This is a genomic window from Aliirhizobium smilacinae, assembly GCF_006335145.1.
In the GTDB taxonomy this organism is placed as follows: domain Bacteria; phylum Pseudomonadota; class Alphaproteobacteria; order Rhizobiales; family Rhizobiaceae; genus Neorhizobium; species Neorhizobium smilacinae.
In genome coordinates, this window is record NZ_VDMN01000001.1 from 1,091,631 (window position 1) to 1,107,935 (window position 16,305).

Genomic DNA, 16,305 nt, shown 5'->3' on the forward strand with positions numbered 1-16,305 from the left:
TTGTCGGGATCTTGGCCGGCAGCGCAGCAAAGCTGACGGAAGGCGATATCCGGCTGCCGGCTACCGCGTGGCGGCGATGCGGTCCAGATTGGCGATAAGCCGCTGAAGAAGGCCGACAAATTGCCGGGCCTCGGCATCGGTAAAACCTTCCAGCGCCTCGCCATTTCCCTGAAACAGCGTCGCGATCGCCTCAGGCATGCGCTCACGCGCCGAGGTAGTCAGCGCAACACGGCTGCTGCGGCCATCCGCCGGATCGGCTGTCCGCTTGATCAGGCCGTCTCGCTCCATACGCGCAAGCATCTGCGCCATGGGCGGCTGCTCAACCCTTGCAAACCGGGCAAGATCGCGCTGCGTATTCGCGGCATCTTCCTGCAAAGCGACCAATACAGGCAGCTGGCCGACGCCAAAACCGAGCGGCTTGAGGCGCGCCTCGCTCAAACGGGCAAAACCCCTTGCGGCAAGACTTATCAGATGACCCGGCGTGGAAAGCACATCCTCGACCAATTCTGCGTCCTCATTATCGATTGACGGAAAAATACATATGCGCATATGTATCTAGATATAGTCAGCATGGCAATTGCCGCCTGGTGGTGTATGCAATTTTCACTCTCGATGAGGACGCGACATGTCAGACGATAGGACCCTAATCATCCGGCGCATATACGAGCGCTTCAATGCCAGAGACATCGATGGCGTGTTAGCCACGCTTGCCGACGACGTCGCCTGGGCCAACGGCATGGATGGCGGCCACGTTCACGGTCATACGGAACTTCGCCAATACTGGACGCGGCAATGGTCGCTGGTCAGTCCCCGTGTCGATCCTGTCTCTTTTCGGCAGGTTTCGGATGACACCATTGCCGTCGACGTGATCCAGACCGTCTTCGACCTCGATGGCAAGCCGCTTGCGGGGCAGGCGCACGGGCTGACGGACAAGACGGTGCAGCATATTTTCCGCTTGATCGGCGACAAGGTCGTGCGTTTCGATATCGAGTAGGAGGAATGATACTCGACGCTCCATGCAGGAAAATTATCCGCACCATCAAAAGCCTCCCGATTTGAGACCGCGGACAAGATCATCATAGGACGCGGCAATGACCGGCATCGATACAATTCAGGCCCCCTGCCAAAATCTAAAAAACCGTCTCGGATCAAAGATTTCCGCATATTCAGCGCGCCAGTAAGAGCAACCCTTCCGATTTATTCGGCAGCGAGAGCAGCATCCGCACAGATAAGTCAAAATTAACGAAATTCTGCTTTCCGGTCTAACTACATCTCCAAATACATATTCGAATGTGCTTAATATTACTGCGGGGAAGATATCGGGAGGGGACAATGATTGTCGAAGTGGCCCAGCGTCTTGCAGACTGCGACGAGATATCGAGCGAACGGCTGGAGGCCATCGCCATCTATCTGAGTGACAAGCTTAGATGCGAGAAGGAGGAAAGCCGCGCCACGTCTCTCATCGCGCATAAGACCATGCGGATTCTCGAGGAGACGTTGAGAATTCGTTCCGCGAGAAGCGGCGGAAGTGGCGCGGCTCTTGACGATGACGTGGGTGTTCCGCGGTTTTCAGTTCGGGACGGCGACTGACAGTCGTCAGATCGAAACCGGCGGAGAGCGCAAGGCGCAGCGTTACGAAATTCCGCCGGAAATCCGGTTTGAATTCCGGATAATCAATGACGATGTCAGGGAACGGGGTGCCCTTACCATCGGCCGGTATGGTGTTACTCCAGACCGTGAGCCGCGCGGGCGGTCATGCAGGCGTAGTCTCCGGGCAGGCAGGCGCGACAGACATCGGGACGAACCTCGTAGACAAGGCATGCCGTGCCGACGCCGACACGGCCGGAAAGCGCCGAGCATCGCTCGTCTTCGCATCGCATGCCCCGCTGATCCGCACTGACGAACTGCAGCGGAATCATGTCCAGGGCATCATCGCTTTCCATCGTGAATCTCGGCCATTCGGACGAGTACGAGCAGCACGCCCCACAGGTCTGGCACTCCGGAACATCGCCATTGCCCGCCTCGTCTGCGAACAGACCGTCGAGGCGAGGCTGGCTATCCGGTTGCGGCAGCCCTGATGAGGCGCCCTTCGCCGTCATTTGTGTTTCAGCAGCCACATCTTGCCCGCCATGGTAATGCCATGCGGGGTCTCGGCGGCAGCGCCATCAGGATTGAGAGACTGCAGAAGGCCGTATTCCCTCAGCTGACCGAGGGTGATCGAGGTTGCGAACTTCACCTTCAACGGCTTTTCCTTGAAGCGATCGGATTTCGCGTAGGTTACGGTGGCATCCTGATGGGTCCATTTGTTGCCATCCTGCGGATGGAGGTCACCCAATTTCGCCAGCTTCAGTCCGCGGATCTGGGTTGGCGTCAATTCAACTGTCAGTGCAGCAGTTGTCGTGCTGATCATGTCTCTGTTCTTCCTCTACGTGACGACGCGCAGCGGCGTTCAACATGTCACTTTAAAGCTGGTCTATTTTAGAGACCGCTTCAGGGCTTCTTTATGTTTTTGTCGGGAGCGTCAGCAGCCTGCGGCGCAGAATTTTGCGCCTCCATGGCAAGACGCGCTTCCCGCAACCGGGAAGTCTTTTCCTGACGTGCCTTGGTAACCACGTCAAGCTCTTCACGGGCGCGATCACCGGCGGCAATCGGGGCCTTGGCCTTGTCGAATGCCTTCTCGGCCGCCTGCCGTGCCTTGCTGTGATTTTCGGTCATTGTCTTCCTCGGTGTGCGTGCCGGCGCTTAAATCAGAAGACCGGAACCGTTTTTCGGAAAGCGGTATTCGCAGACTTTAAACTGCTACAGCGACGTGTGAACGCCATCGACAGCGCGCGGTGCGCTCCTCAGGAGCAATAAAAAAAGGCCAGGCGGCTGCCTGACCTCCTGTGGTCCCGTGCTTTCGACAGTGCCAGTACATCCGTGGTCACACGAAAGCGGATACCAGATCAAACGGCCTGGAGATTGCAGGCCGACATCTTGCCGGACTTCTTGTCGCGTTCCATCTCGAAGGAGATCTTCTGACCTTCTACGAGTTCGCGCATGCCCGAACGTTCAACGGCCGAGATGTGTACAAACGCATCAGCTTCGCCGTTGTCAGGCTGGATGAAGCCGAAGCCCTTGGTGGAATTAAACCATTTAACTGTGCCAGTGGTCATGATGAACCCTTTCATAGCAGCATAGAGGGACTGCAACGAACATACGTCGCAGATGATGATAACGATGCTTTAAAGGGAGGGTCGTTCAATACGCGGTGCCACTCGCGCAGTAACCAAATCTCGGCAAGAAAAATATCGATGAACTCTAGATAGTGGGCTGGGCGCGAAAAGTCAACTTTTAGTTTTTCCGACGGTTAAGGAGACACTGAGCCTCCAATCACCGAGTGCTATCCCTCAAGGCCGCGCGGCCTTTGGCTCTGCACTATGCACCGGCTTTCACTGCGTGCTTGAGCGCTGCAAAGGGATGGACCGGCTGCACCCGGTTCGTATGGCGCCGAATAAGATCCATGCCGATGCTGATGGCCAGTCTTACCCCTTTCAGATGGCGCCCGTGGACGTCGATTCCAGAGATGATCCTGATGCGCGGGACCGCAACGCCGTTGATAACGGCACCACGCTTTCCGGCCACCCGCGACAGCATCTCCCTCATCTCGTCCATGGCGCTGGCGCCTTCGCTGCGCGACATGAACTGATGCAGACTGCCGCCCACCGGGCGGGTATGGCAGACGCTGACGCTGTCGACGATCGCTATGCCTTTGAACGAAGCGCCACTGATCTCTTCGGCCATCAGCGGCCAGACGAAGTCGATGCCGAATCCGCTTCGCGTGTCCTCCAGCAATGGAATGGTTCTGATCAGGATCTCACGGCTGACGACCGGCACCATGACCTCGACGAAGTTGGTATATCGAACGACGAAACTGGGGTGCAGCAAGGTAACCAGGTGGGAATAATAGGAGTGTTCGTTCAGCGCCGGCTGGAAGACCTGATATTGGTGGGCAGCGCCGATGCCGAACAACCGGTCAATATCACCGGGGTGGGCAGAGATGTCGTCATCCGGCAGCCAGAAATAATCATATCTGTCGATGACTTCGGGAAACTGCTGAAAAAAGCCCAGCAACCCATCCCACTTTCCACCCTTCGCACGGTGAACGTAGCGAGCCTCTGGAAACGCCTTGTGCGGATCGTTGCCGAAATAGCTGACACCGACGTCAAACGCATGATGACCTTCGGCCCAGGTCGGGTGCAGACTGTCATCGCCGCAACGAACCACCGCCAGTCGGCGCTCGCCTGGGGGAAACAACGGGGAAGCAGGCATCATAATCGTCTCCCGTAGAACATAGCCTTCACCCCTCGGGTTGGGGCGTGGCCCAAAACAGCCCATGTGGAGAGCCGCCACCGCAAATCAACCTAGAATTGCAAGAAAATCAACCAAGCACTTGCAAACCAATGATGCATCTTATTTGTGTCAAGACAGTTAAACCCAGGATAGTAGACCGACATGCACAGTAGATCAACAGACGATGCTTAAGCTTATCCCGCTCGTCATGCGCCGGCGGCCCGAAATGCCTTGTATTTTCCGATCGAATATCAGCCCGGAATGCACATTGATCCCTTCGACGTACGCTCCGGGAGCGATGGGTTCTTAGGGCCAAGGACAAATCGAGACGGAAGGAACCAGGGCGCGAACGACCGATCTGCACTGCCCGTTCTGGGCCGCACCTATGGATTTTAAGTTGGACTTATCGGCATCCGTCTGTCAAAAGCGCGCCCGGGCGCGACTGCCGTTAACTTTAGAACGGGGTCGGGCGATAGATTGACGTCACGTCGCTGCCGCGAGATCACGCTGGCCGTCCTTTAACTCTCACCGTGCAAACTTTCTCGCCGCTGCTACGCAGAGGATGACGCCGAGCGTGACGGCGAACATTGCGGGAGTGACGGCTTCGCCGAGCAGGGTTGCGGCAAGAGCCAGGCCGAAAAAGGGTTGCAGCAGCTGCAGCTGGCCGACCGAAGCCGTACCGCCCTGGGCAAGGCCGCGATACCAGAAGATGAAGCCGATCAGCATCGAGAACAGCGAGACATAGGCAAGACCTGCGAAGGCCGGCGCGCCGACGGTGGCAAAACTTTCCGGCATCAGCGCGAGTGCGCCGACAGCCATGACCGGCAACGAGATGACCAGCGCCCAGCAGATGACCTGCCAACCGCCGAGCCGCTTCGACAGCGCCGCGCCTTCCGCATAACCCAGGCCGCAGACGACGATTGCCGCCAGCATCAGCCAGTCGCCGAAGGACAGGCCGAGCGATGCAGCCCCCGTTCCCGGAGATGCGCCGCCCTGCACCAGCGCAAATCCCGTCACCAGCATGCTGCCAAGCACGGCAAAGACCCAGAAGGCCAGCCGGGGGCGTTCACCACCGCGGATGACGCCGAAGATGGCGGTGGCAAGCGGCAGAAGCCCGATGAAGACGACCGAATGGGCGGACGAGATGTGCTGCAGCGCCAGCGCCGTCAGCAGCGGGAAACCGACCACGCAGCCCAGCGCGACGATCAGAAGAGACACAAGTTCGGTTTTCTGCGGCCGTTTCTGCCGGAAGGCCAGAAGCAGGAGAAGCGACAAAAGCCCGGCGATCGTGCCGCGGGCAACAGTCAGGAAGAGCGGGTCGAAACCGATTACCGCCAGCCTTGTGGCCGGCAGCGAGCCGGAAAAGATCAGCACGCCGATAAAACCGTTTATCCAACCCGACAGACCGCGATCCATATTTTTCTCCCCTCGCCGCACGGTCGATCCGTGGGCGCTATTCCAGGCAATCCAATGGCGGCGTTATGCTCTTTTGGGCATGGCCATGCCAGAAACGGTCTGATACGATTTTGCCAAACTGTTATGCTTTATGCAGCAGTACAGTCTGGAGTTTTGGAAATGGACTTAACGGCAACCCCGTCCAAGGCGGAGATGGTGATGGGCGTGATTCGGCAGCGGATCACCGGGCGGGTGCTGACGCCGGGAGCAAAGCTTCCGTCGGTGCGCTCGCTTGCCGCAACGCTTTCCGTCTCCACCTCGACCGTGGTCGATGCCTATGAGCGGCTGGTGGCGGAGGGGGCGATCGTCTCGCGGCCGGGATCGGGGTTTTATGTGGCCAATCAGGCGGCGCCCTTTTCTCCCGCAGACGCCGGGCCGAAACTCGACCGGGCGGTCGATCCGTTCTGGATCTCCCGGCAATCGTTGGAAAGCGACGAAAACAGCTTGAAGCCCGGCTGCGGCTGGCTTCCCCCGTCATGGCTTCCGGAAGAGGCGATGCGCAAGGCGCTGCGGGGACTTTCGCGCGCAGACGCGTCCTCGCTTGCGGATTACGGCACGCCGCTCGGGCTTTCTCCACTGCGCCGGCTGATTTCCCGGCGGATGGGCGAGCGCGGCATTGAAGCCTCGCCGGACCAGATCATGCTGACGGAATCCGGCACGCAGGCGATCGACCTTCTCTGCCGTTTCCTGATCGAGCCGGGCGATACCGTGCTGGTCGATGATCCCTGTTATTTCAATTTCCATGCCCTTTTGCGTGCGCATCGGGCGAAGATCGTCGGCGTGCCTTATACGGCAAACGGGCCGGATCTGGCCGCCTTTGCGGCAACCGTGTCCGAACATCGGCCGCGGCTCTACATCACCAATTCGGCGATCCACAACCCGACCGGCGCCGTGCTTTCGCCGGTCACTGCGCATCGGGTGCTGAAGATCGCAGAAGAGTTCGACCTGACGATCGTCGAGGACGATATCTTTGCCGACTTTGAAAGTGTTGCGGCACCAAGGCTTGCGGCCTTCGACGGGCTGGAGCGGGTGATCCATATCGGCAGCTTTTCGAAAACGCTCTCGGCTGCGGCGCGCTGCGGGTTTATCGCGGCGCGGCCGGACTGGATCGAGGGACTGACCGACCTGAAGATCGCCACGTCCTTTGCCGGCGGGCGACTGACCGAAGAGGTCGTTCATGCCGCCCTTTCCGACGGCGGGTATCGCAAACATCTCGACACGCTGAAGGCACGGCTTTCCAAGGCTATGGCAGAGGTGACGGACAGGCTTGGCTCGATCGGCATCGAGCCGGTATTGCGGCCGCAATCGGGCATGTTCCTGTGGTGCCGACTGCCGGGTGAAACGGATGCGGCTGCGGTGGCACGCGCCTGTCTGCAGAAGCAGATCGTGCTCGCGCCCGGCAATGCCTTCAGCCTGTCGCAATCGGTAAGAAGCTGCATGCGCTTCAACGTCTCGCAAACGCTTGATCCGCGTATCTTCGAGACGTTGAAAGGCGCGTTGAGGAGCTGACGATCAGCCGCGTTTCAGCTTCACGCCGAAGCCGAGGACGAAGCTTACCAGCGCGCCGAATGCGGCGGTACCGTAGAGCCAGCTGGCAGTATCGCCGGCAGATCCCGTTGCAAGGCTTGCGGTCAACCCGGTTGCGGTTGCGATCGTGCCGGAGAGTGCGGCTCCTACCGCATAACCGGCCGTCGACATGGTGGGCAGCAGTGCGCTGGCGCGGTCACGCTCCGTGGCGTCGGCCGCCTCCATCGCCGCTTCGTTGACGTTGGCCCAGGCGAGGCCGAAGCCGATGCCGATCAGGATCTGGCCGAAGATCACCAGAGGCAGCCATTGAAGGCCAATCGCGACGGCCAGGGCAACGAAGCCGAACAAGTGGAAGAGCGGCCCGACCCACATGGTCGCATCGCGCCATGCGAAGGCCGCGTAGCGGCTGGCGACCATGGCAACGACGCTCCAGACCAAGGCCATGGTCACGACGATATACCCCACAAGCGCCGGGCCGAGGTCGAACACCTCGCTGACAAGCAGCGCCAAATAGGTGCTGCCCGCCGAATGGCCGGCCGACATCAGGAACAGCATGAGAAAGGCGCGGCCGAGCACCGAACTTGAACGAAAGGTGCCGGCGGGGAAAAGCGGCGCCCCGAAACGGCCGTCGAGCAGGACGACAGACAGAAGCGCCAGCACGCCGAACACCAGCAGCGCAGCCTGCCAGAGCGGCTCGCCGCTTGTGGAGGACGATGCGAAGATGAGCGCGGTCACCACGCAGAGCCCGACGGTGACGGGCGCAAAGCTCGCGGCCTTACCCTCCCCCGTCTTCGGTTTTGTCAGAGCGGTGAAAAGTGCCAGCGTGACGAGGAAAGGCGTCACGGCGAGGAAGGAGGACCGCCACGAGATCGCCTCGGTCATCACACCGCCGATCAGCGGCCCAAGCAGTGCCGTGACCGCCCAGACTGTCGCTTCGACAGCGAAGACGCGGGCGATCAGTGACGACGAAAAGTTCGCCGGGATGAGGCTGTAGCAGATCGCCACGATCAGGCCGTCTGCCACGCCCTGCAGGAGACGCCCAAAAACGATCCAGCCGAAGGCGGGCGCGGCAAAGGCCATCAGCCCGCCGAGTGCAAAAACGAGCGACGCGATAGCAAGGCTCATACGCACGCCGAGCCGGTCGCGGATCGAGGCTGCTGCGGTGCCGCCGGCGATCGAGCCGATGAAATAGAGGCTGTAGACCCAGCTGTACCAGTCGCGCCCGCCGAGTTCGGCAGCGGCTAGCGGCATGGCGGCGACGATGGCGAACTGGTTGAAGGCATGCAGCCCGATGCCGCTCGAGATCAGCGCCAGCATGCGGCCGCTTTCTCCGGAAAGCAGGTCTGCATAACCCGAAGCATCCGTCCCGGCCAGTTTCACATCCCGCATCGGGCCGTTCCGTTCCTCGAGCAATTCCGTCATTCCGTTCGTACCTTTTCATGCCGGCCAGCTTCAAGTCGGACTTTCCACATAGGGCCTTCCCACATCAGGATCGGCACCCTAAAATCTCAACCTTGGTTGAGGTCAACGGTAAAAGATGATGAAATCCGAAAAGATCAGGGTCCCCCAAGGCTTGGGCGTGGGACAGGTGGCGGAACGTTCCGGCGTGGCGATCTCGACCCTGCATTTCTACGAGGAGGAAGGGCTGATCGAAAGCTGGCGCAATGGCGGCAACCACCGGCGCTACAGCCGCGACGTTCTGCGCCGCATTGCCGTGATCCGCGTGGCGCAACGGGCCGGCGTGCCGCTGAAAGAAATTGCCGGAGCGCTGAAGACCCTGCCACAGGGGCGCACGCCGAACGCGAAGGACTGGGCGCGGCTTTCAGCCGTCTGGAAGGCGGAACTCGATGCCCGGATCGAGATGCTGACGCGGCTGCGCGACGAACTCAGCGGCTGCATCGGCTGCGGCTGCCTGTCGCTCAAGGCCTGCCCCTTGCGTAATCCCGGCGACCAGATGGGTACCGGTGGAAGCGGCCCGGTTCTGCTTTCCGGCGGTGACGGGAGATGATTCGCGCAACCGAATCCGCAAAATGTTCCAACGCATAAATCAAAAGCAAAATGCGCAATTATTCGGCGGCCTATGATCGATTTTTCAGCATGTGACATTTTTGCTACTGCCTTTTCAGCAATCGCACCTACATCCCAATTCATCACGCAATGCTTATGGAGGGAAAATCCATGAAGGGTCTTTTCATTCTCGCCGCTTCCGTCGCCGCTTTGAGCGCATCGACCGCAGCCTATGCAGCAGACGCCGTGGAGCAAATTCCAACCGCCCCTGTCGCCGTCGAAACCGCACCGTCCTTCACCTGGGAAGGTTTTTATCTCGGCGCCCATACCGGCTACGGCTGGGGTAACGGCGATCTGGAAGGTTTCGGCTCGGAGAATTTCGACGGATGGCGGCTCGGCGCCTTCGCGGGTTATAACTGGCAGCTTTCCAACGGCTTTGTCGTCGGTCTCGAAGGCGATGCCAATTATGACTGGAGCGACGCCAATTACGGCGGCGGCGTATCGGTCGACAACGGATTCTCCGGTTCGGTTCGCGGCCGCGTCGGTTATGCCTTCGACCGCACGCTGGTTTATGCAGCCGGCGGCTGGACAGCGACCAATGTCGACCTCAACGCGCCGGGCGGTTTCGACGACGACGACACGCTGCATGGCTGGACGATCGGCGCAGGTGTCGACCACGCCTTCACCGACAACATCTTCGGCCGGCTGGAATACCGCTACAACGATTACGGCAGCGGCAGCCTCAGCGGCGCAGACTTCGACTTCGACCAGCACGTCATCCAGGTAGGCATCGGCGTGAAGTTCTAAGACTACCGCCAGTTATGGCACGAGGAAAAGCCGTCCGCACTTGAGGTGCGGGCGGCTTTTTTTGTTTGGTGGAGTATCTGAAAAAACAGTGGAACCGAACGCCGTGGCACGGCCCGCGGCCTGTGGAGCAGGTCATACGGGCATTGCCGCAGCGCGATTTTTTAACGCCAGGGCCGGTTGCTCTATCAACTGCCAGCTGATCCAGCCGCACAATGCTGCAAGCGGAAGCGCAACGAATGTAAGCGCCATCGGCGGGATTCCATTCGCGTAATATACGATCAAGCTCTGTATCGGCCATCCGTAGAGATACAGGCCATAGGAAATATCGGACTTGGGCAGTCCCCCAAGACTGCCCAATGGGCCATGCAAAGCGAACCACAGGATAACATAGGCGCCGAAAACACACAGACCGGTCTCGGCGATCGGAGGCACCAGCATGCAGATTACCGTCGCAAACAAACAAATGGCCGCGCCAACTGCGGAATAGCTGATTTTGTCGCGATATAACTGGTGCAGTGCGCCAGTAAGGAAAAGTGCCAGAAACCGTATGCCGTTCTCAGCATTGCCAATAAACAAATAACCGGGCGGCGAATATTCAATACTTAGGAAGTTTAGAACAAGCAGCACACCCAGGATAGCCAAGACAACCGATCGCCGCTCCAAAAGCCCAATAATGCCAAGCCCGGCGAGAATGACGTAGCAGCGAAATTCGTAGGCGATCGCCCAGGCAGATCCGTTGAGAAGGCTGAAAGTCAGACCTGGGAACTCGGTGCCAAGCGTGGGGGGGGCGCCAGCAGGAATGCCTTGGCAACAATCCCTGGAATGTTCGATGCAGCAGTCGGCGTCGCTCCGCTGAACGACGCGACAAGCGTTATGCAAATCAAGTAGCAGACAAGATAAGCGGGATAGATCCGCAAAACGCGCTTTTGAAAGTAGTGCAATGCGCTCTTGCTCTGCAGATAGCTTCCCGTGATCAGAAAACCGCTGACGATGAAGAAACCATCGACAGCGATTTCGCCCAAGGACAATGAACCAGTCAGTCGATGCAGAATGTCCCGATCGGCGTGTCCGTCATATATTACGTAAGAGTGCGTAAGAATTACAGTTGTTGCGAAAACAAACCTTACCAAATTGAATTTATTCTTATGTATTATTTTACTAATAAGTCCAACCCACTTAAACAAGTAGGTATCAACCTTAAATAACTTCAGTATTTATGCAAAAATAATATTCCTTATTTTTGCCCGTAATATTGACAATACGCAATTCTAGTTATTATTTATTATCAATTCGGAACATTTCCTGGCACGTTGTCAACGTTTCCCGAGTGAAGACGGCGTTCAAGTCATGAGGTCGGCAGACCTGACCCACCGCCGTGATACCAGGAATTCCGCTGGCGCAGTCGGTGGCCATGAGCCGGCCGCCCGCGTCCCCTCACCCGTGGCTGGAATTGTTCGGCACGACCGGCTCCACGTCCTTCACCTTGGCGCGGTGGAAGATGAACATGCCGGCGATGACGATGATGGCGGCACCTGCCAGCGTCTGGGCATCTGGGAAATCGCCGAAGAACGCCCAGCCGAAAACGATCGCCCATAACAGCAACGTATATTGCAGCGGTGCCAGCACGGATGCGGGCGCCAGCTTCAGCGAGCGGGTGATCATCAGATGCGCCGAGCAGGAGACGACGCCGAGGAGGAGAAGCGCGAAAAGTTCGCTTCCGGTGAACGGGCTCCAATTTCCGACACTCAGCCAGATGCCGGCGGCGAGGCAGCCCAGGGTCTGCCAGGTTACCAGCGTCACATCCGGCGTCGAGCGCAGCACGCGGCCGAGCACCAGCGACAGCGAGAAGGACAGGCTGCCGATCAACGCGAACATCGACGGCCATGAGAGCATGGCTTCCGACGGGCGAAGCGCGATGATGACGCCGATAAAGCCGATCAGGACGGCAAGCCAGCGCCGCCAGCCGATCCGTTCCCCGAGAAGGAAATGCGAAATCGCCGCCACATAGATCGGGCCTGCCATGTAGAAGGTCATGACGTCGGCGAGCGGCAGATAGATGACAGCGGCATAAAACAGCCCCGTATCGGCGGTCGCGAGAACCACACGGGCGAACTGCCAGTACGGTTTCTCGATCCTGTAGAGCGCGGTGACCGGGGTGCGCGCCAGCATAGGGCCGAGAACGAGGAAAGCGCCGAGAGAGCGGATCAGAAGAACCTGGCCGACCGAAAAACTGGCAACCAGCCATTTGCCCATGGCATCGTTCAAGGCGAACATGAAGTCGCCGATCAGCATCAGCAGGATGCCGGCCAGAATGGCGTTGCCGCCGACGGCATAAGCCGCTCTTGTTTTCATGATAAGTGGGCGCTCCGCGACGCCATTTTCGATGGCGGCCGGACAAACCGGAGACAAGACCCCGCTTTATCCCGGGATCGTCTCGATACCTGTTGGAATTGCCGCTCCATACTCCTCATGCCAACCCGTTTGCAAGCGGCATTCAAGCAGAACGTCATATTGTCCTGCGGCAATGAGGAGAGGGCCGGCAGGCGGCATTTCAGCCGCGGCGGGCAGCCTCGATCGCCGCCACATCGATCTTCTTCATCGTCATCATCGCATCGAAGGCCCGTTTCGCCTCGGCGCCGCCGATGATCAAGGCGTCCATCAGCGTGCGTGGGGTGATCTGCCAGGAGATGCCCCAGCGATCCTTGCACCAGCCGCATTCGCTTTCTTCACCGCCATTGCCGACGATGGCGTTCCAGTAGCGGTCGGTCTCCTCCTGATTTTCTGTAGAGATCTGGAAGGAAAAGGACTCGTTGTGCTTGAAATGGGGGCCGCCGTTCAGGCCGACACAGGCGACGCCGGCAACGGTGAATTCGACGACCAGAACATCGCCCTCACTGCCATCCGGGTAATCGCCGGGTGCGTGGATAATCCGCCCGACCGCACTGTCGGGAAAGGTTTGCGCATAAAACTGGGCTGCAGCCTCGGCATCCTTTTCATACCACAGGCAGACGGTGTTCTTCTCCATGACAGTCTCTCCCTTTGTTGTTGCGTCCGGTTCTCCCAGCTGGCTCCTCCTTCTGGGCGGATCGCAAACAGACCTCGTGTTCAAGACGTAGGGCGAAACCTCGATCCGACAGCAGGCCTCATTTTTTCCCGATAAAATAATGATCGACGATGTTCTGGCCGTTTTTCAGGATATGGGCTGCCAGCTGCGGATCGCCGCCGCGAAAGGTTTCCGGATCGCCGCCGCACAACAGGACAAACAGCTTCTGGTGGGCTACGGAGACGAAATAGTCGTGGGCCGGCGGCGCATCCATCCATTCGGTCAATTTCAGCGCTTCGGCGGCTTCCGCCGTTGCCTCCTCGATCGCCTTGTAGATTTTTGCCAGCATGGTCTGCCGGGCACGTTCCTCTATCTGCACATATTGTCTCTCGATAGGGCTCAGAACCGGGCAGCTGTCATTCATCGGATAAATCTCCCTGCATGGGTCTCGGTAGGATGTGGCGGGATTTCTCGCATCGGAATGCGTCGGCATTGGGCCGACTGCCGTTCAATCGCCGAGCTTCTCCAGGAGAGCATCGGCCGAGGGCCACTGGTAACGTAGCAGTTCGACCGGTGGATTTCCGGCACGAACGACCTCGCTTCTTTCGATCACGGTGCCGCCGAGCCGATCATACACGGCTGTTGCAACGGCATTTTTCGCGAAGGCGAGAAGATGGATGGGCAAGTCTTTGCGTGAAGCCTCGAAGGCCGATACCGCATGGTGCAGAAGCGATTTCGCGACGCCCTGCCCCTGAAACTGCGGGGAGACATAGAGATTGTGCAGGTAGGTGCCGAATTCCGTCTCTTCATTGAAGTCAAAACAACAGAAACCGCCGATCTCGGCCCCATAGCTAGCGACGAAGATTAGGTGGCCGGGCGAAGGCGCTGCGAACCTTTTTTCCCAAAGCTCCTGCTTTTCAATCGGAAGCGTGTGCTTCAGATATGCTTCCGGTAAAATATGCGCATAGGCACTCTGGCCTATCGAAACGTGCAATTGCACGATCATCTGCATGTCCGAGCTGACAGCAGGGCGGTATTGCAACATGACGACGGATCTTCCTGCACGAACCTGAACCGGCGGCATTCAAACCGACACATGGTCGTAAATCAATGCGGCTGTTTCGATCGCAGGGATGGCAGGATTTGTCCGGCAAACAGGGCAAGCCAGATGATCAGCGGCTGCAGTGGCAGGCGGATGGTGTGGTAGAGCCATTGCCAGGGTGAACCGGCGCCGCCACCCAGGCTATCCAGCGCATGCTTGATATTGGCGGGGAAAACGCAGACCGCGTAAAGCGCCAGACCAATCCCGGCATATCTGCGGAACGCGGGGATGAGAAGGCCGATGGCGCCTGCGATTTCGCACAGGCCGGTCAGCATGATCACTTCGGTGGCATCCGGTATCCAGGCGGGGGTGATCGACAGGAAGGGCTTTGGCATTGCGAGATGCAGAATTCCGGCGAGGCCATAAAAAACCGACAGTCCGATCCGGCTTCGGTTTTCCCAGAGATCAGTCCGTTGCATTGCGAACCTTGTCACCACGTGGCTTGCCGTCATCCGCTATGCGTCGCTCGACGGCTCTGGCTACTGAGGAGAGGTTGACCTTGCGTCCGGCAACCTTTTCGATGGCGGCAATCGCGAGGTCGCTTGCGACGTAATCCGACTTGTGGCCGAGGTTTTTGACGGTGACCAGCGTCGCGCCACGAATATCGCGCGCCAGATGCCGCGAATGGATTTCCGGAGAAACGATGCCATCCGTATCGCCAGTGATGATGACGGTGGGCGCGCTGATCCTGCGATAACCCGGCGATGCGGTTCTCGCCCAGTCGCTGAGGGATGCGACTTCCTGCGCATTGTGGCGAAAGGCGACCGGTCGCAGCGCCTGCAGCGCGCGGGTTTTCTCGACATAGTCCGGCGGACGGCGATTGGGGGCGAAGACGCCGCGCGTGGCGCGATCGATCGCCAGCAGGCCGAGCGGCGGCACGACCAGCGTGCTGAACAGCGGCCCGGTGACCGGCGCGCTTGCCGCATCGTAATACCAGGCAACGCCGCTATCCCATGGGTAGACCGCAGGCGAGAGGAAGACGAGGCCGGAAACCATGTCGGGGTGGCGCATGGCAAGAGCCGCGGCAATCGCCCCGCCGAAGGAATGGCCGACGACGATCGCCTTCGATATGCCGCGTTTCTTCATCAGCCGGGCGATGGCATCGGCCTGTCCGTCCGGCAGGATATTGTCTTTTCCGCCGATATCCGAATTGCCGTGGCCCGGCCGGTCGACGAAGAGAAGTTTTGCCCTGCCCTCAAGCTTTGCACGGAAGGAAAACATCGGATCGTCGAGGCTGGCGCTGGCGCCGTGGATGAACACGACCGGCGGCAGGTCCGGTTTCTTTCCGGGCTCGACCAGAATGCTGTTGAGAGAAAAGCCGCCGACATCGATGCGAACAGGAGCTTCATCATCCGCCCTTGCCTTGGGCGGGGCGATCGCAAGCGCGACCATGAGATAGGCGATGAGCAAAACGGCAGGCAGCAGAAATTTGAGCATGGTTCCTCGAAAGACTTTGCCTTGATCGGCGAGCACTCCCAACTGGATACGTATTCCGGCGCAAAATGGTTTCATCGATGGCGGATCAGAAACGCCGGGTTAAGTAAGGTTCCGGAATACCATGCAGAATTCTGAAGTTTCTTTGGTCGCCGAATGCGGAACAAACAGGCTTCCATTCGGTTAGCCCATCACCAACCACGATGGAGGAACAGACGAATGGACCATACCAATCACGTCAGGCTCGATACCGCCGAACTCACCCCGAATATCCTTGAGGGTGCTACGATTTATGGCGCCGACGACCACAAAGTCGGCAAGGTTCACCATGTCCACGGCATCGGCCCGGCCAGTGCTGCGATCATCGATGTCGGCGGTTTTCTCGGTATCGGCGCCAAGCCGGTCGCGGTGCCGCTGACCGACCTGCAGTTCATGCGCGACGAGGATGGCGACGTCCATGCGGTGACGAGTTGGACGAAGGATCAGCTCAAGCAGATGCCTGAACACCACCACTAACTTCGTTTCCTGCCAAACTGAAGCCCGGCCGCAGCGCCGGGCTTTTTTTGTGTTGTGAGCACGCATGTAACCGACAGAGCAT

Annotated in this window: 22 protein-coding genes; 6 read left to right on the plus strand and 16 right to left on the minus strand. The window is 59.0% G+C overall.

The genetic code is table 11. The features are described from left to right. Nucleotides 1-60: 60 nt before the first annotated feature. Nucleotides 61-504, minus strand: coding sequence for a MarR family winged helix-turn-helix transcriptional regulator (locus FHP24_RS05320; RefSeq protein ID WP_139673862.1), 444 nt, complete (start codon nt 502-504; stop codon nt 61-63). Nucleotides 505-625: 121 nt separating this feature from the next. Here FHP24_RS05320 and FHP24_RS05325 point away from each other — a divergent pair, with 121 nt between their 5' ends. Further along, entirely contained in the window at nt 626-994 is a 369-nt protein-coding gene (locus FHP24_RS05325) for a nuclear transport factor 2 family protein (RefSeq protein WP_139673865.1), read from the plus strand. Nucleotides 995-1,332: 338 nt separating this feature from the next. Continuing rightward, nucleotides 1,333-1,590, plus strand: a complete 258-nt coding sequence (locus FHP24_RS05330) for a hypothetical protein (protein WP_139673868.1) — start codon at nt 1,333-1,335, stop codon at nt 1,588-1,590. Nucleotides 1,591-1,724: 134 nt separating this feature from the next. Here the strand turns inward: FHP24_RS05330 and FHP24_RS05335 are convergent, their stop codons facing one another. The 6 genes from FHP24_RS05335 to FHP24_RS05360 all read right to left on the minus strand — a co-directional run bounded on the left by FHP24_RS05335 (nt 1,725) and on the right by FHP24_RS05360 (nt 5,748). After that, nucleotides 1,725-2,099: a YkgJ family cysteine cluster protein gene (locus FHP24_RS05335; RefSeq protein WP_139673871.1), complete on the minus strand. Its 375-nt coding sequence runs from the start codon at nt 2,097-2,099 to the stop codon at nt 1,725-1,727. Beyond that, complete coding sequence (locus FHP24_RS05340) at nt 2,096-2,410, minus strand: hypothetical protein (RefSeq protein ID WP_139673874.1); 315 nt, start codon at nt 2,408-2,410, stop codon at nt 2,096-2,098. The genes FHP24_RS05335 and FHP24_RS05340 overlap by 4 nt, the downstream gene beginning before the upstream one ends. Before the next feature lie 80 nt (nt 2,411-2,490). Then, entirely contained in the window at nt 2,491-2,715 is a 225-nt protein-coding gene (locus tag FHP24_RS05345) for a hypothetical protein (protein WP_139673877.1), read from the minus strand. Nucleotides 2,716-2,945: 230 nt separating this feature from the next. Then, nucleotides 2,946-3,155, minus strand: a complete 210-nt coding sequence (locus FHP24_RS05350; RefSeq protein WP_139673880.1) for a cold-shock protein — start codon at nt 3,153-3,155, stop codon at nt 2,946-2,948. Nucleotides 3,156-3,417: 262 nt separating this feature from the next. Continuing rightward, nucleotides 3,418-4,392, minus strand: coding sequence for a DUF707 domain-containing protein (locus tag FHP24_RS05355; RefSeq protein WP_139673883.1), 975 nt, complete (start codon nt 4,390-4,392; stop codon nt 3,418-3,420). Between the two features lie 465 nt (nt 4,393-4,857). Continuing rightward, nucleotides 4,858-5,748 carry a DMT family transporter gene (locus tag FHP24_RS05360; RefSeq protein WP_139673886.1) on the minus strand — a complete coding sequence of 297 codons (891 nt, stop codon included), beginning with the start codon at nt 5,746-5,748 and terminating at the stop codon, nt 4,858-4,860. A 159-nt stretch (nt 5,749-5,907) separates the two neighbouring features. Here FHP24_RS05360 and FHP24_RS05365 point away from each other — a divergent pair, with 159 nt between their 5' ends. After that, a complete protein-coding gene (locus FHP24_RS05365; RefSeq protein WP_139673889.1) occupies nt 5,908-7,296 on the plus strand; it encodes an aminotransferase-like domain-containing protein in 1,389 nt (462 codons plus the stop codon). 3 nt (nt 7,297-7,299) lie between these two features. Here the strand turns inward: FHP24_RS05365 and FHP24_RS05370 are convergent, their stop codons facing one another. Then, the gene (locus tag FHP24_RS05370) at nt 7,300-8,736 is read right to left on the minus strand and encodes an MFS transporter (protein WP_139673893.1); all 1,437 of its coding nucleotides are present in this window, start codon (nt 8,734-8,736) and stop codon (nt 7,300-7,302) included. A gap of 115 nt (nt 8,737-8,851) precedes the next feature. On the opposite strand from FHP24_RS05370, the gene soxR reads away from it, so the two are divergent. Together soxR and FHP24_RS05380 are read left to right on the plus strand one after the other, a co-directional pair. Beyond that, the gene (gene soxR / locus FHP24_RS05375) at nt 8,852-9,322 is read left to right on the plus strand and encodes a redox-sensitive transcriptional activator SoxR (protein ID WP_210237807.1); all 471 of its coding nucleotides are present in this window, start codon (nt 8,852-8,854) and stop codon (nt 9,320-9,322) included. A 170-nt stretch (nt 9,323-9,492) separates the two neighbouring features. Next, nucleotides 9,493-10,128 carry an outer membrane protein gene (locus tag FHP24_RS05380; protein WP_139673896.1) on the plus strand — a complete coding sequence of 212 codons (636 nt, stop codon included), beginning with the start codon at nt 9,493-9,495 and terminating at the stop codon, nt 10,126-10,128. A 132-nt stretch (nt 10,129-10,260) separates the two neighbouring features. Here FHP24_RS05380 and FHP24_RS05385 read toward each other — a convergent pair whose 3' ends face one another. The 8 genes from FHP24_RS05385 to FHP24_RS05420 form a co-directional block, all read right to left on the minus strand. Further along, nucleotides 10,261-10,770: an acyltransferase family protein gene (locus FHP24_RS05385; protein WP_139673899.1), complete on the minus strand. Its 510-nt coding sequence runs from the start codon at nt 10,768-10,770 to the stop codon at nt 10,261-10,263. Between the two features lie 110 nt (nt 10,771-10,880). Further along, nucleotides 10,881-11,312, minus strand: a complete 432-nt coding sequence (locus FHP24_RS05390; RefSeq protein ID WP_342782333.1) for an acyltransferase family protein — start codon at nt 11,310-11,312, stop codon at nt 10,881-10,883. A 250-nt stretch (nt 11,313-11,562) separates the two neighbouring features. Further along, entirely contained in the window at nt 11,563-12,480 is a 918-nt protein-coding gene (locus tag FHP24_RS05395; protein ID WP_139673905.1) for a DMT family transporter, read from the minus strand. A 199-nt stretch (nt 12,481-12,679) separates the two neighbouring features. Then, nucleotides 12,680-13,153 carry a VOC family protein gene (locus FHP24_RS05400; protein WP_139673908.1) on the minus strand — a complete coding sequence of 158 codons (474 nt, stop codon included), beginning with the start codon at nt 13,151-13,153 and terminating at the stop codon, nt 12,680-12,682. A gap of 118 nt (nt 13,154-13,271) precedes the next feature. Further along, a complete protein-coding gene (locus FHP24_RS05405) occupies nt 13,272-13,595 on the minus strand; it encodes a hypothetical protein (RefSeq protein ID WP_139673912.1) in 324 nt (107 codons plus the stop codon). A gap of 84 nt (nt 13,596-13,679) precedes the next feature. Then, entirely contained in the window at nt 13,680-14,216 is a 537-nt protein-coding gene (locus tag FHP24_RS05410) for a GNAT family N-acetyltransferase (protein WP_180355900.1), read from the minus strand. Nucleotides 14,217-14,278: 62 nt separating this feature from the next. Next, complete coding sequence (locus tag FHP24_RS05415; protein WP_139673918.1) at nt 14,279-14,692, minus strand: DoxX family protein; 414 nt, start codon at nt 14,690-14,692, stop codon at nt 14,279-14,281. Further along, complete coding sequence (locus FHP24_RS05420; protein WP_246091672.1) at nt 14,679-15,665, minus strand: alpha/beta fold hydrolase; 987 nt, start codon at nt 15,663-15,665, stop codon at nt 14,679-14,681. Before FHP24_RS05420 ends, FHP24_RS05415 begins: the two co-directional genes overlap by 14 nt. Before the next feature lie 261 nt (nt 15,666-15,926). Between FHP24_RS05420 and FHP24_RS05425 the strand changes: the two genes are divergently transcribed. Then, the gene (locus FHP24_RS05425) at nt 15,927-16,223 is read left to right on the plus strand and encodes a PRC-barrel domain-containing protein (protein ID WP_139673923.1); all 297 of its coding nucleotides are present in this window, start codon (nt 15,927-15,929) and stop codon (nt 16,221-16,223) included. Nucleotides 16,224-16,305 lie beyond the last annotated feature (82 nt).